The 14,020-nt window shown below is 40.1% G+C and carries 13 protein-coding genes; 9 read left to right on the top strand and 4 right to left on the bottom strand.

Features of this window, described 5'->3' with window-relative positions; genetic code table 11:
• Positions 1-71: 71 nt before the first annotated feature.
• The 3 genes from Q8S11_RS03900 (at position 72) to Q8S11_RS03890 (ending at position 2,083) form a co-directional block, all read left to right on the top strand.
• Complete coding sequence (locus Q8S11_RS03900) at positions 72-665, top strand: OmpH family outer membrane protein (protein ID WP_305660758.1); 594 nt, start codon at positions 72-74, stop codon at positions 663-665.
• 107 nt (positions 666-772) lie between these two features.
• Positions 773-1,255 (top strand): nucleoside deaminase, encoded by a 483-nt coding sequence (locus Q8S11_RS03895; protein ID WP_305660757.1) that lies wholly within the window; start codon positions 773-775, stop codon positions 1,253-1,255.
• Complete coding sequence (locus tag Q8S11_RS03890) at positions 1,256-2,083, top strand: metallophosphoesterase (protein ID WP_305660756.1); 828 nt, start codon at positions 1,256-1,258, stop codon at positions 2,081-2,083. It begins immediately after the preceding gene.
• Positions 2,084-2,463: 380 nt separating this feature from the next.
• Here Q8S11_RS03890 and Q8S11_RS03885 read toward each other — a convergent pair whose 3' ends face one another.
• Positions 2,464-2,859 carry an RNA-binding S4 domain-containing protein gene (locus Q8S11_RS03885; protein ID WP_305660755.1) on the bottom strand — a complete coding sequence of 132 codons (396 nt, stop codon included), beginning with the start codon at positions 2,857-2,859 and terminating at the stop codon, positions 2,464-2,466.
• A 79-nt stretch (positions 2,860-2,938) separates the two neighbouring features.
• Between Q8S11_RS03885 and Q8S11_RS03880 the strand changes: the two genes are divergently transcribed.
• The 6 genes from Q8S11_RS03880 to miaA all read left to right on the top strand — a co-directional run bounded on the left by Q8S11_RS03880 (position 2,939) and on the right by miaA (position 8,614).
• Complete coding sequence (locus Q8S11_RS03880; protein WP_305660754.1) at positions 2,939-3,757, top strand: 2,3,4,5-tetrahydropyridine-2,6-dicarboxylate N-succinyltransferase; 819 nt, start codon at positions 2,939-2,941, stop codon at positions 3,755-3,757.
• A 75-nt stretch (positions 3,758-3,832) separates the two neighbouring features.
• Entirely contained in the window at positions 3,833-4,951 is a 1,119-nt protein-coding gene (locus Q8S11_RS03875) for a glycosyltransferase family 1 protein (protein ID WP_305660753.1), read from the top strand.
• Positions 4,945-5,511, top strand: a complete 567-nt coding sequence (locus tag Q8S11_RS03870) for an L-threonylcarbamoyladenylate synthase (protein WP_305660752.1) — start codon at positions 4,945-4,947, stop codon at positions 5,509-5,511. Before Q8S11_RS03875 ends, Q8S11_RS03870 begins: the two co-directional genes overlap by 7 nt.
• A gap of 6 nt (positions 5,512-5,517) precedes the next feature.
• Positions 5,518-6,930: a CCA tRNA nucleotidyltransferase gene (locus Q8S11_RS03865; protein WP_305660751.1), complete on the top strand. Its 1,413-nt coding sequence runs from the start codon at positions 5,518-5,520 to the stop codon at positions 6,928-6,930.
• 75 nt (positions 6,931-7,005) lie between these two features.
• Entirely contained in the window at positions 7,006-7,653 is a 648-nt protein-coding gene (locus Q8S11_RS03860; protein ID WP_305660750.1) for a hypothetical protein, read from the top strand.
• Positions 7,654-7,684: 31 nt separating this feature from the next.
• Entirely contained in the window at positions 7,685-8,614 is a 930-nt protein-coding gene (gene miaA / locus Q8S11_RS03855) for a tRNA (adenosine(37)-N6)-dimethylallyltransferase MiaA (protein ID WP_305660749.1), read from the top strand.
• Here miaA and Q8S11_RS03850 read toward each other — a convergent pair.
• The 3 genes from Q8S11_RS03850 to rpoC form a co-directional block, all read right to left on the bottom strand.
• Positions 8,553-9,224 (bottom strand): potassium channel family protein, encoded by a 672-nt coding sequence (locus Q8S11_RS03850; RefSeq protein WP_305660748.1) that lies wholly within the window; start codon positions 9,222-9,224, stop codon positions 8,553-8,555. The genes miaA and Q8S11_RS03850 overlap by 62 nt on opposite strands.
• 33 nt (positions 9,225-9,257) lie before the next feature.
• Positions 9,258-9,572 carry a DUF3467 domain-containing protein gene (locus Q8S11_RS03845; RefSeq protein ID WP_305660747.1) on the bottom strand — a complete coding sequence of 105 codons (315 nt, stop codon included), beginning with the start codon at positions 9,570-9,572 and terminating at the stop codon, positions 9,258-9,260.
• 115 nt (positions 9,573-9,687) lie between these two features.
• Positions 9,688-13,974 (bottom strand): DNA-directed RNA polymerase subunit beta', encoded by a 4,287-nt coding sequence (gene rpoC / locus Q8S11_RS03840; protein WP_305660746.1) that lies wholly within the window; start codon positions 13,972-13,974, stop codon positions 9,688-9,690.
• Positions 13,975-14,020: the final 46 nt, after the last annotated feature.

Genomic DNA, 14,020 nt, shown 5'->3' with positions numbered 1-14,020 from the left:
TTACATCCTAAATTAAATGGTTGAGAAAATGGTTTGAAAGCTTATATTTGCTTAAATTTTTATTTTAAAATATGAAGAAATTAATAACAAGCATCAGTAAAATAGCAGCCATTTTAACACTATCCGCAATAGTAGTATCCTGTAATAAAGAACAAACAAAAAGTACAGCAAGTACTGCTTCTACTCCAGCCGGGGCTGTTGAAGGCATCGTATATGTCAATTCAGATTCCCTCCTGAATAATTATGACTATTTCAAAGACGTAAGGGATAAATTTCAGGACAAATCAAAGAAAGCGCAGGCCGATCTTACAGCAAAAGGAACTGCGTTTCAGCGTGAGGTAGCTGCCTATCAGCAAGGTGCAGCAAATTTAAGTGCTGAACAAAGGGCTACTACAGAAGAGCGGCTTGCAAGAAAGCAGCAGGAACTTGCTACCTATAATCAAAATGCCGGAAATGCACTGGCAAACGAAGAAGCAGTTGAAAACGAAAAATTATATAATAAAGTTGCAGAGTACCTAAAAGTATATGCTAAGTCAAAAGGTTATAAAATTGTCCTTACTTATTCTAAATCCAACCCTGTGGTATTATATGCAGAGGAGAGTTTGGATGTAACCAGGGCTGTGGTGAATGGTTTGAATGCAGAATATAAAAAAGATAAAAAATAAAGGACGATATTCAGCTTCCTTTTCTTAAAAACCCCGGCCAATCGCCGGGGTTTTTATTTTTAAAGAATTATTTGAAGATGAAAGGATTTTGAGGATATTGAAAGAATATGACAGAGACAGAACTACACAATAAATACATGCGAATAGCCATCCGGCTTTCTGAACAAAATGTAAGTAAAGCATTTGGAGGGCCCTTCGGTGCAGTCATTGTTAAGGATGGTAAAATCATTTCCAGAAGCGCGAATAAAGTAACACTCATTAATGACCCTACAGCCCATGCAGAGGTTTCAGCGATCAGGTTGGCCTGCAGGAAGTTAAAAACATTCGATTTGAATGGCTGTGTGATCTATACCAGTTGCGAACCCTGCCCTATGTGTCTCAGTGCAATCTATTGGGCTCAAATTGACTCTATTTACTACGCAAATACAAAACAGGATGCAGCAAGCATCGGATTTAACGATCAGTTCATTTATGATGAGATTGCATTGAGTAAAGAAAAACGAAAAATAGCTATGCATCAGATAATGCCTAGAGAAGCAAAATCAGCATTCGAACTCTGGGAACATTCAGCAATGAAAACTAATTATTGAATGAAGAAAATCAGTAGAAGGAAATTTATCTGGGGCGGAATCGGACTGATTACAAGTGTGACCGCGATTGATGCCTTTTGGTATGAAAAAGTATTCATCGAACTCAATGAATATTATATGGGGAATGCAAGTCCGGAAGGTAGCAACCTCAAAGTCCTTCAAATTTCTGATCTTCACCTTCGCAGAATCAAGTCCAAACAGATTGAACTTGCGGCTCTTGTCAACAGGATTAAACCTGAGCTAATCCTGTTCACTGGTGATGTGATCGACCGGAATAAAAACTTAAAAATTCTGGACAAGTACCTGGCTATGTTCGACCCGGAAATCCAAAAAACAGCTATTCTGGGCAATTGGGAATGCTGGAAGGTACATCCGCTCGAACTTCTTGATGTTTATAAAAAGCATAATTGTGAATTGATTGTCAACCATTCTTTTCTGTATACTTTTGGGGAAACCACAATCTCTGTTTCGGGGATGGATGATCTGATTGCGGGGCAAGCGGACTATTATATGGCGATGGAATTCTATCAGAAATCAGATTATCATGTCGTCATGACCCATTGCCCGCAGCACCGGGATATTATTCAAAACCAGATGAAGGATATCCCGATTGACCTGGTGCTTTCGGGGCATACCCATGGCGGACAGCTTAATCTGTTTGGATTTGCACCATTCAGACCTCTGGGCAGCGGCAGATATGTGAGTGGCTGGTACCGGGAAGAATTACCTCATTTATACGTTTCGAGAGGAATTGGAACAAGTGGAATTCCAATCAGGCTGGGTTCAAGGGCGGAGGTGACGGTGTTTAATTTTGAGAGAAGATTATGAGTTAGACTAAGGAAAATAGAGCAAGGAACATAGACAAGAACTACTCTTTATCTTGAATTGAGCCAGGAATCAAGAGCCAAGAGCAAAGAACAAAGAGTAAGGAACAAAGACAGGAACTACTTAAAATCGAATTAAACTCTTTAAAACACAAATCAGACTCAAATAAATCGAAAAATCAACTTGGACTATGATATTAATCATTATCAGTTAGCTCAAATATATCCTTAATCCTTGTTCTTTGCTCCTTATTCAAAAATTGCCAGGAGCCAGGAATCAAGACAAGGAAAATCGTAATAACATCACAGGGATGACGTTCAAAAAGGCGGAAATTGTCAACCCGATAGATATCGGTTGTCCAATTGTCAACTATCAACTGTCAATTAAATATCGAACCACCCCTCCTGCAAATCATCAATCTCCCGCCTGTCCTTTTTTGTTGGCCGTCCGGTGCCTCTGTCTCTGCTAAGGTTAGCGGTATGAAACATTGATTTATAGGCATGGGTATCTTCAACGGGGGTAAGGTCCTTGTAAAAATTAACTGCGGTCTTCGCATCAACCCTCCTATCTAATAGTTCGATAACTTCAATGATCTTCTTATCACTACCTTTCTGCACGGTATAGACCTCCCCGATTTTTACAATATGTGAGGCTTTCAGATTATTACCGTCAAGCTTTATCCTTCCCGCCTTACATGCCTCTGTAGAAATGCTCCGGGTTTTAAATGCACGGATAGCCCATAAATATTTATCGATACGTAATTTTTCAGATGCCCCCATCCTTCAAAATTACGTAAGAATTGACGAAAGGATGGAAAAATTGGCAGAAAAATCCTTTAATTTGCTTTAAATTAAAAGTATGGTTACCGAATATAAAAAACTAATAGAAAGTGCCTGGGAGGATCGTACTCTCATCAATTTCAAAGAATACAGAATTGCAATTGAAACCGTAATTCAACATCTGGATAAAGGCGAAATCAGGGTTGCCGAACAAATCGGTGACCGCTGGCATGTAAATGAATGGGTTAAAAAGGCTGTTATCCTTTATTTCCCAATCCGTGAGATGAAAGAAATCGAAGTGGGGCCATTCGTGTTCCACGACAAGATGAAATTAAAAACAGACTACAAAGAAACCGGTGTCAGGGTAGTTCCGCATGCTATCGCGCGATATGGTGCACACCTTGCAAAAGGAGTAATCTTAATGCCTTCTTATGTAAATATCGGAGCTTATGTTGACGAGGGCACCATGGTTGATACTTGGGCTACCGTTGGTTCATGTGCCCAGATTGGAAAGCATGTTCACCTGAGTGGCGGTGTTGGAATCGGTGGCGTTTTAGAGCCTTTACAGGCCTCTCCGGTAATCATTGAAGACAATTGTTTCATTGGTTCAAGAGCAATCGTTGTGGAAGGTGTTCATGTTCAGAAAGAAGCAGTATTAGGTGCAAATGTTGTTCTGACCGCTTCAACTAAGATCATAGATGTTACGGGTGATGAACCAATTGAATACAAGGGTTTTGTTCCATCCCGTTCGGTAGTAATTCCGGGTTCTTACACCAAGAAATTCCCTGCGGGCGAGTATCAGGTACCCTGTGCACTGATCATTGGTCAGCGTAAGGAATCAACAGATAAAAAAACCTCTCTAAATGATGCTCTGAGAGAGAATAATGTAGCGGTTTAATCCCTGCATTCAGGCTTTTTTAAATTAAAAAAAGGATGATTTATACTCATCCTTTTTTAGTTTTAATTCAATAAAATGAAGATAGGCTTTGATGGTAAACGCATAACCCAAAACTTCACCGGCTTAGGTAATTACAGCAGGTATGTGCTTCAGGTTTTGGCAAAACACCATCCCGAAAACCAATATCAGGTCTTTGCGGCTACAGCATCAGAAGCATCTGAGGGTCTTCAGAAATTTAGTTCTATAGAATTCAAATATCCTGAAAAACACTTTTCCAAAAGCTATTGGAGAAGTTTCGGTATAGTCAGGAATCTTGAGCATGAAGAAATAGAACTATATCATGGTTTGAGTAATGAGATTCCTTTCGGCTTAAAAAAGAAGGGAATTCCTTCAGTGGTCAGTATTCATGATCTTATTTTTTACCGGTATCCCCAATATTACCCCTGGTTTGACAGAAAGATCTATGAATATAAGATGCGCTATGCTGCCGATCATGCAGCTAAGATCATCGCCATCAGTGAAACCACAAAAAAGGACCTGATTAATCTGTTCAATGTTGAACAGGATCGGATTGAGGTAATTTATCAGAACTGCGATCCTGTATTCAGGATCAACATTACCGATACAGAAAAGCAAAGGATTCGATCTGCTTATAATTTACCGGAGAAATATCTCCTGAATGTAGGCACCATAGAAACCAGGAAAAATTCGCTGCTGGCTGTTCAGGCCATCCGGAAGCTTGATACTGATATTCAATTGATTATTATTGGAAAGGATACCCCTTATGCTGAAAAGCTTAGAGAATTTACCCACAAACATGGACTTAATAAAAGGGTTCATTTTTTAAAAAATGTGTCATTTAATGACCTCCCGGGCATCTATCAGATGGCTGATGTATTCCTGTTTCCATCCGAGTATGAGGGATTTGGAATACCGGTAATTGAGGCTTTAAGTTCAGGGGTACCTGTCATTGCCGCAACTGGCTCTTGCCTTGAAGAAGCAGGCGGAGCCGGAAGTATTTATGTTGATCACAAAGACAGTGAAGCACTCAGAACTGAGATCCTGAATGTATTAAAGAATCCAGAAAAAAGACAAAATATGATTAAAGCCGGGTTCGAACATCTGGAAAAGTTTTCAGACCAAAAGATTGCCGGGCAGTTAAATAAGCTATATCAAAACATCATTAAATGCTAAAAGACGAAGTAAACAAAGCCTTGGAGGTATTAAAGAACGGCGGACTAATCCTCTATCCTACTGATACTATCTGGGGAATTGGCTGTGATGCTACAAATGTGGAAGCCGTTGAAAAGGTTTTCAAATTAAAAGGTCGAGCCGAAGAAAAAAGTCTGATTGTTCTGCTTGATAGCGACAATAAACTTCAAAGTTATATCAAAGAGGTTCCTGAAGTCGCGTATGATCTGATTGAATATGCTGAGAACCCCTTAACTATTGTATACTCCGGGGCTAAAAATCTCGCACCGAATGCCATTGCAAGGGACGGCAGCATCGGTATCCGCATTGTAAAACACGAGTTCTGTCAGCAATTATTACAGCGCTTCAGAAAACCGATTATTTCTACCTCGGCTAACCTGAGTGGCCATCCATCTCCTGCAACTTTCGATGATATTGAAGAAGTAATTCTTCAGGGTGTGGATTATGTGGTTAACTGGGAGCAGGATGAGAAAAATGAGAAAAAACCATCAACCATTATGAAGCTTGAACCGGGTGGCCTCTTTTCTTTTATTCGTAAATAATTCAATATGAAAAAACACCTCCAACATCCGATATTTAAGAAGCTCAGTGAACTGGCAGATGCTACTGATACAGAAATTTATGTAATTGGGGGCTATGTAAGGGATATTTTTCTGAAACGGCCATCTAAAGACATTGATATTGTAGTTATAGGTAATGGCATCAAATTCGCAGAAGCTGCAGGAAAATTATTGGAAACCAAAGTATCTGTATTTAAGAATTTTGGCACCGCAATGTTAAGGTATGAAGATCTCGAAATCGAATTTGTAGGTGCCAGAAAAGAATCCTATCGTTTGGAATCCCGCAAACCCATAGTGGAGAACGGCACACTTGAAGATGATCAGAAACGGCGCGACTTCAGCATTAATGCAATGGCGCTGGGTTTAAATCCCGCCAATTTCGGCACTCTACTGGATCCCTTTGATGGCATTACAGATCTGGAAAATAAGATAATGCGTACGCCTCTGGATCCGGCTGAGACCTTTTCAGACGATCCATTGAGGATGATGAGAGCCATACGCTTTGCAACACAGCTTGATTTTACTATAAGTGAAGATGCTCTAGTAGCGATCAAAAAGAATTCGGAACGGATAAAGATTGTATCCGTAGAACGGATTACAGATGAATTAAATAAGATTATCCTGGCAAAGAAGCCATCCATCGGTTTTATTTATTTATTCGATACCGGCTTACTAAAACATATTTTTCCACAAATGGCTGATCTTCATGGTGTTGAAGTAATTGCAGGAAAAGGGCATAAAGATAATTTCTACCACACCCTGCAGGTACTAGATAACCTTGCCGAAAATACCGAAGACCTCTGGCTGAGGTGGGCAGCAATCCTCCATGATATTGCCAAGCCTGCTACCAAACGCTTTGAGCCAGGCCATGGCTGGACATTTCACGGGCATGAAGACAGAGGTGCCCGAATGGTTCCAAAAATTTTCGCCCAGCTTAAATTACCGCTGAATGAAAAGATGAAACTGGTACAAAAATTGGTGCAACTTCATCTCCGTCCAATTGTACTGGCACAGGATGTGGTTACTGATTCAGCCGTAAGACGATTGCTATTTGAAGCAGGAGAAGAAATTGATGGGCTTATGTTACTCTGCAATGCTGACGTAACCACCAAAAATGAATATAAAATAAAAAAATATCGAAGTAACTTCGACCTTGTAAAACAAAAGCTGAAGGATGTTGAGGAAAGCGATCAGCTCAGAAACTGGCAACCTCCGATAAGTGGCGAAGATATCATGCAGGCTTTCAATATCAGTGCAGGCAGGGATGTAGGAACCATTAAAACACAGATCCGTGAGGCAATTCTGGAGGGGGTAATAAAAAACTCAAAACAAGAAGCATATGCCTACATGCTTGAGAAGGGCAAGGCCATGGGACTTAAGCCTGTCAAATTAAAAACTTAAAGATTCTTAATTAGCTGAATAAAAATCTTTAAGCCAACAATCAAATAGTATTTTTGTAAACAATAAAATAAGAACATGGCAATATATAGATTCAGGGTTTCTTTTGAGGATTATGATGATATCGAGCGTGACATTGACATTAAATCAAATCAAACATTTGAAGACCTACACCGTGCTATCCACCAGTCTACAGGATACCAGGTCGAGGCATCTTCCTCCTTTTATGTAAGCAACGATCAATGGATAAAGAATGAAGAAATTGCCTTTTTGCCTAACCAGCGAAAAATTGCTAACGGAGTTGCCCTGATGAGCAATTCAAAGCTCAGCAGTTTTATTGATGACCCTCACCAGAAATTTTATTATACCTATAATTTCGACAGGCCCTTCGACTTTCATGTTGAGCTGGTTAAAATACTTCTGAGTGATGAGCCGGGAAAAACATACCCATGTGTTGCCCGTAGCCTTGGCGAAGCTCCAAAAATTACAGGCATAGGAATCATTCCGACTGCAGCAGCAACAGAGGTATCCGAAGAGTTTGATTTCCTGAATGAACTTGATTTCCAGCCCGAAGATGCAGAAGATCTTGAGCAAATGAGCGATATGGGAATAAATACAGGGGAAGAAACCGTAGAGGAAGCAGAAGAGGAGAAGGATGAGTTTATGGATGAATTCTCTGATAATGAAGGTTATGACCCGGATGATATTCAAAAAGATGACTATTAATTAGAAATCGTCCAATAAACCGGTTTGCTTTATGAGCAAAACACTGATCATTATTGCAGGTCCGACAGCAGCAGGTAAAACTGCATTGGCTATACAAATAGCCAAACATTTCCAAACAGAGATTATATCGGCCGATTCAAGGCAATTCTACAGGGAAATGAATATTGGTACGGCTAAACCTTCAAAAGAGGAATTGGCTGCTGTCAGACATCATCTGATTGACAGCCATTCTATAAAAGACACCTTTAGTGTTGGCGATTTTGAAAGAGAGGTAATCAATCTTCTTGAACAACTATTTAAAGTTCATGATCAGGTCATATTGGTTGGCGGCTCAGGCTTATTCATTAATGCGGTATGCAATGGATTTGATGAATTACCGGTCGCATCTGAAGAAACCAGAACTATTTTAAATCAGCTTCTTGCTGAGAAAGGCATTGAATATTTGCAGCAAAAATTAAAAGAAGTTGATCCTGTGTACTATTCCGAAGTCGACACCAACAATCCACAACGATTAATACGTGCGCTGGAAGTATTTGAATGCTCAGGTAACCCATTTTCTTCTTACCATACCAGGACAGCAAAACAGAGAAATTTCAACATCATTAAGCTTGCGATTAGTCCTGAACGGGAAAAATTATATGAACAAATTAATCTCAGGGTTGATCAGATGGTTGAAAACGGATTATTTGAGGAAGTGGAAAAACTTAGTGAGTACAAACATTTGAACGCCCTGAATACGGTTGGTTATTCTGAAATTTTCGAGTGTCTGGACATGAAAATATCCAAACAAGAGGCTACTGATAAGATTAAACAAAATACCCGAAGGTTTGCAAAACGACAACTTACCTGGTTTAAAAAATCAGAAGATATAAAGTGGTTTGACCCTCTTGAACTTGATTCTATTTTGAACTTTCTTGATGTTGTGAAAACTTCTCCCCGGAGCGGGGGCCAAAAAAATTAAAAAACAGGAACAGAAAAGCCATAGTACTCAAGATCTGGAGCATCACCAGGATCTTTCCATTTTCATTTACAGGATAAAAATCACCATAACCTATCGTAACACCGGTAATAAAACTGAAATAAAGGGCATCTATCCAGCCTTGAATGGGCTGATTTAAATAATTTCCAGCTGCATATATAACCCCAAAAGATGCAATTACCTCAATAAAATTAAAAAAAAGCAGAATGATTGAACGGTTAATCATTTTACTTTGATCATGCTCCGGCAAAAATATCTTATGAAAAATGTACAGAAATGTCTCAATAAGCAAATAGATATTAAAAATATAAAGCCACATATGATTCCATAAACTGAAATATAGCATAAAGAATGGAACCAGAGTTTTAAAGATTACGTAAAATTCGCCAACAAGTTTTCTTTTGTAAAGCGATGAGCTTTTAGTTAAGTATTCAATATAGATGCCGGGAAAAAGGATTTTTGAACCCACCAGGAACAATCTGAGCAGTCGCTCAATACCAAAATCAGCATAATGAGCACTATCCCAGACATTTTGGATTTTTGTAAAGTGGTGAGTATGCTTATGCGGGTCCAGTTTACCCGAATTTTGCATACCAAAAATGAGTTTATTTAAACGTTGTCTCACTCAGGCCTGTGCTGTTGGACCACCAAAGTTCATTGGAAATCCGGGTTGCTCTGCATTGATCTTGATTCTGCCGTTTTGCGCCTCAAATTTTTCAATATTCTCTTCAAGGGCAATCATAAAACGCTTGGCATGTTCGGGAGTTAATACTATTCTTGACTTTACCCTTGCCTTTGGAACACCTGGCATTACCCTGATAAAGTCAAGTACAAATTCCGAGTTTGAATGGGTTATCACAGCCAGATTGGAGTAAATACCTTCTGCAATTTCCTCAGAAAGTTCAATATTTAACTGATTTTCTATGTTTTGCTCTTCCATACCATAAAGTTATAAATTCTACAATCAAATTTTATTAAATAAAAAAGTCCTCTCAACCGAGAGGACTTTTTTTATTGTATCCAGCTTTCGCCTTTTAGCTTTATGCTTTCAGCTTTTAAGCTTCTGCTTCTTCTAATTTTGAAGCCATCAATTTATCGTATTCTTCCTGAGAACCAACAATGATACGTTCGTACTGTCTCAATCCTGTTCCGGAAGGGATCAGGTGACCTACAATTACGTTTTCTTTCAGACCCAGCAGGTTATCACGTTTACCACTGATAGCAGCCTCATTCAACACCTTGGTAGTTTCCTGGAAAGAAGCTGCCGAAATGAATGACTTAGTACCCAATGATGCACGGGTAATACCCTGGAGCATCTGACTTGATGTTGCGGCGATTGCATCGCGGGTTTCAACAAGTTTCATATCCTTACGTTTAAGAACCGAGTTCTCGTCTCTTAGCTTACGTACAGAAATGATTTGTCCTGCCTTCAGGTTTGTAGAATCTCCGGGCTCAGTAACAACTTTCTTATCATAGATCTCATCATTTTCCAGTTGGAAATCCCAACGGTCAACAAGCTCTTTTTCAAGAAAACGGGTATCGCCTGCATCCTCGATCATCACTTTCTGCATCATCTGGTGAACGATGGTTTCAAAGTGTTTATCGTTAATCTTCACCCCCTGCAAACGGTAAACTTCCTGAATACCATTAACCAGGTACTCCTGAACTGCCGCTGGCCCTTTAATTGAAAGGATATCGGCAGGCGAAATTGAACCGTCAGACAATGGCATACCGGCTTTCACAAAGTCATTATCCTGTACAAGAATGTGCTTTGATAATGGAACCAGATATTTCTTAATCTGTCCGTCTTTTGACTCAATAGACATTTCACGATTACCACGTTTTACACCACCTAAGGTTACAACACCATCAATTTCGGTCACAACTGCAGGATTTGATGGATTACGAGCCTCAAATAACTCAGTTACCCTTGGCAAACCACCTGTAATATCCCTTGTTTTTCCTGTAGAACGCGGAATCTTTGCAATAATTTGTCCGATTTTCACTTTCTCATTTTCTTCAACTGCAATGTGTGCACCTACTGGAATGTTATAACCTTTTAAACCATTACCTTTTTTATCCGCAACACGGATAACCGGATTCTTGGTCTTATCACGGGTATCAATAATCACCTTTTCTCTGTGTCCGGTTTGCTCATCTGATTCTTCACGGAAGGTAACACCTTCTATGATAGCCTCAAATTCAGCCTTACCCTCAAACTCGGAGATAATAACCGCATTATATGGATCCCAACTACAAATCTTGTCGCCTTTAGAAATTTTGGCTCCATCCTTAACAAACAAAAATGCACCATAAGGGATATTGTTTGACATGATCATTTTTTTGGTTCCCGGCTCAACAATACGGAATTCACCCGAACGGCCCAGGACAACTTCCAGAGTTCCTTCCGGGGTCTCGTGGCCTACCGTTCTCACATTTTCAAACTCAATAACTCCGTCAAATTTCGCATTGATCTGGGATTCAGCAGCAATGTTAGATGCTGTACCACCCACGTGGAAGGTACGTAAAGTCAATTGTGTTCCTGGCTCACCGATTGACTGTGCAGCAATTACACCAACAGCTTCACCCATTTGCACCCGTTTACCGGTTGCAAGGTTACGTCCGTAGCACAGTGCACACACACCACGCTTACTTTCGCAGGTCAATACCGAACGAATTTCAATTCCTTCGAGTGGTGAATTTTCAATTTTTACTGCTACATGCTCTTCAATGTCCTCACCGGCAGAAACTAATAGTTCTCCTGATAATGGATCATAAACATCATGTAAACTTGTTCTACCTAAGATTCTGTCGTATAATGGTTCAACGATATCCTCGTTATCTTTTAAAGCAGTAGTATAAATGCCTCTCAAAGTACCACAATCAGTTTCACCTACGATCATATCCTGAGCCACATCATGCAAACGACGGGTTAAGTAACCCGCATCCGCAGTCTTCAATGCTGTATCGGCCAAACCTTTACGGGCACCGTGAGTAGAAATAAAGTACTCCAATACCGACAATCCTTCTTTAAAGTTTGATAAGATCGGATTTTCAATGATCTCTCCACCTGAACCGGATTTCTGAGGCTTAGCCATCAGACCACGCATACCGCAAAGCTGACGAATCTGCTCTTTGGAACCACGGGCACCAGAATCAAGCATCATATACACCGAGTTAAAGCCCTGATTATCGCTTGAAAGCTGATTCATCACATTGGCTGTTAAACGGTTGTTGATACGGGTCCAGATATCGATGATCTGGTTGTAACGCTCGTTATTGGTAATGAATCCCATGTTATAGTTATTCATTACTTCTTCAACCTCCTTGCTTGCCTGTTCAATTAAATGAGCCTTTTCAGCAGGGATATTTAAATCCTGAAGGTTAAACGAAAGTCCGCCCTGGAATGCCATCTGGAAACCTAATTCCTTGATTTCATCAAGGAATTGTGCTGAACGTGCCATTCCTGTCACTTTAACTACATCCCCAATAATATCACGAAGTGATTTTTTGGTTAGTAATTCATTAATATATCCTACTTCAACAGGCACTCTCTGGTTAAATAACACACGGCCTACAGTAGTATCAATTAGTTTATTAACAATAGAACCATCTTTCTCTTTCACATTGGCTTTAACCTTTATGAAAGCATGAAGATCAATTTTACGCTCATTATAAGCAATAATTACTTCTTCAGGTGAATAGAAGATCTGATCCTGTCCTAATACCACACGTCCTTCGTCAGTTCTGCGGCCTTTAGTAATATAATAAAGACCCAAAACCATATCCTGTGAAGGTACTGTGATCGGAGTACCGTTGGCAGGGTTCAGAATGTTGTGTGAAGCAAGCATCAGCATCTGGGCTTCCAGAATCGCAGCATTACCCAAAGGTAAATGCACGGCCATCTGGTCACCGTCAAAATCCGCGTTGAATGCAGTACAAACCAATGGGTGTAACTGAATTGCCTTTCCTTCAACCAATTTTGGCTGGAAAGACTGGATACCCAAACGGTGTAAGGTAGGAGCACGGTTTAATAATACCGGGTGACCTTTCAATACATTTTCAAGGATATCCCAAACGATAGGATCTTTTTTGTCTACAATTTTCTTTGCAGATTTAACCGTCTTCACCACTCCTCTTTCGATCATCTTACGAATGATAAATGGTTTGAACAGCTCAGCTGCCATATCTTTTGGCAAACCGCACTCATGAAGTTTCAGGTTTGGTCCGACAACAATTACTGAACGTGCTGAATAATCCACACGTTTACCCAATAAGTTTTGACGGAAACGTCCCTGCTTACCTTTAAGGATATCTGACAATGATTTTAAAGCCCTGTTACCTTCAGTTTTTACCGCATTTACTTTACGTGAGTTGTCAAATAATGAATCGACAGACTCCTGAAGCATACGCTTCTCATTACGTAAAATTACCTCCGGAGCTTTGATCTCGATCAAACGCTTCAAACGGTTGTTACGGATAATTACACGACGGTAAAGATCATTCAGATCGGAAGTCGCGAAACGACCACCCTCGAGTGGAACGAGAGGCCTCAATTCAGGTGGAATAACCGGAACGATTTTAACGATCATCCACTCAGGACTATTCTCTATACGGGTATTTGCACCACGGAATGCTTCAACAACCTGCAGGCGTTTTAAGGCCTCAGTTTTACGCTGCTGTGAAGTTTCAGTAGCTGCCTGATGACGAAGGTCATACGACTGCTGATCAAGGTCTAAACGGCCTAAAAGATCCTGAAGAGCCTCAGCACCCATCTTAGCGATGAATTTCTCAGGGTCTTTATCATCCAGGTATTGATTTTCTTTTGGAAGTGAATCCAGGATATCCAGGTACTCTTCCTCTGTCAGAAAATCCATTTTCTGGATGCCATCTGCTTCTTTAAGACCGGCCTGTATTACTACATAGCGCTCATAATAAATGATCAGATCAAGTTTTTTGGTTGGTAAACCTAAGAGGTAACCAATTTTGTTTGGCAATGAACGGAAGTACCAGATGTGTGCAACAGGAACCACAAGATTAATGTGTCCCATACGCTCACGACGTACTTTCTTTTCAGTTACCTCAACCCCGCAACGGTCGCAGACAATGCCTTTGTAACGGATACGCTTGTATTTACCGCAATGGCATTCGTAATCCTTTACAGGGCCAAAAATACGTTCGCAGAATAAGCCATCACGCTCTGGTTTGTAAGTCCGGTAGTTGATAGTTTCCGGTTTTAACACCTCACCGCTTGAACGCTCCAGAATAGATTCAGGAGAAGCCAAACTAATGGTTATCGAGGTGAAATTACTTTTGATTTTATTATCTTTCTTGTAAGACATAGCTTTTTTGAGTTGTAAGTTTTACGTTTTACGTTGTACGTTCAGT

It is taken from the genome of Daejeonella sp. (genome assembly GCF_030695525.1).
Lineage (GTDB): Bacteria > Bacteroidota > Bacteroidia > Sphingobacteriales > Sphingobacteriaceae > Daejeonella.
This window is presented reverse-complemented; position numbering and strand designations above follow the sequence as displayed.

What these genes read in the sequence shown, in the direction of transcription:
- Q8S11_RS03900 (WP_305660758.1), top strand. Translation starts at nt 72, where the DNA reads ATGAAGAAATTAATAACAAGCATCAGTAAAATAGCAGCCATTTTAACA.
- Q8S11_RS03895 (WP_305660757.1), top strand. Translation starts at nt 773, where the DNA reads ATGACAGAGACAGAACTACACAATAAATACATGCGAATAGCCATCCGG.
- Q8S11_RS03890 (WP_305660756.1), top strand. Translation starts at nt 1,256, where the DNA reads ATGAAGAAAATCAGTAGAAGGAAATTTATCTGGGGCGGAATCGGACTG.
- Q8S11_RS03885 (WP_305660755.1), bottom strand. Translation starts at nt 2,859, where the DNA reads ATGGGGGCATCTGAAAAATTACGTATCGATAAATATTTATGGGCTATC.
- Q8S11_RS03880 (WP_305660754.1), top strand. Translation starts at nt 2,939, where the DNA reads ATGGTTACCGAATATAAAAAACTAATAGAAAGTGCCTGGGAGGATCGT.
- Q8S11_RS03875 (WP_305660753.1), top strand. Translation starts at nt 3,833, where the DNA reads ATGAAGATAGGCTTTGATGGTAAACGCATAACCCAAAACTTCACCGGC.
- Q8S11_RS03870 (WP_305660752.1), top strand. Translation starts at nt 4,945, where the DNA reads ATGCTAAAAGACGAAGTAAACAAAGCCTTGGAGGTATTAAAGAACGGC.
- Q8S11_RS03865 (WP_305660751.1), top strand. Translation starts at nt 5,518, where the DNA reads ATGAAAAAACACCTCCAACATCCGATATTTAAGAAGCTCAGTGAACTG.
- Q8S11_RS03860 (WP_305660750.1), top strand. Translation starts at nt 7,006, where the DNA reads ATGGCAATATATAGATTCAGGGTTTCTTTTGAGGATTATGATGATATC.
- miaA (WP_305660749.1), top strand. Translation starts at nt 7,685, where the DNA reads ATGAGCAAAACACTGATCATTATTGCAGGTCCGACAGCAGCAGGTAAA.
- Q8S11_RS03850 (WP_305660748.1), bottom strand. Translation starts at nt 9,224, where the DNA reads ATGCAAAATTCGGGTAAACTGGACCCGCATAAGCATACTCACCACTTT.
- Q8S11_RS03845 (WP_305660747.1), bottom strand. Translation starts at nt 9,572, where the DNA reads ATGGAAGAGCAAAACATAGAAAATCAGTTAAATATTGAACTTTCTGAG.
- rpoC (WP_305660746.1), bottom strand. Translation starts at nt 13,974, where the DNA reads ATGTCTTACAAGAAAGATAATAAAATCAAAAGTAATTTCACCTCGATA.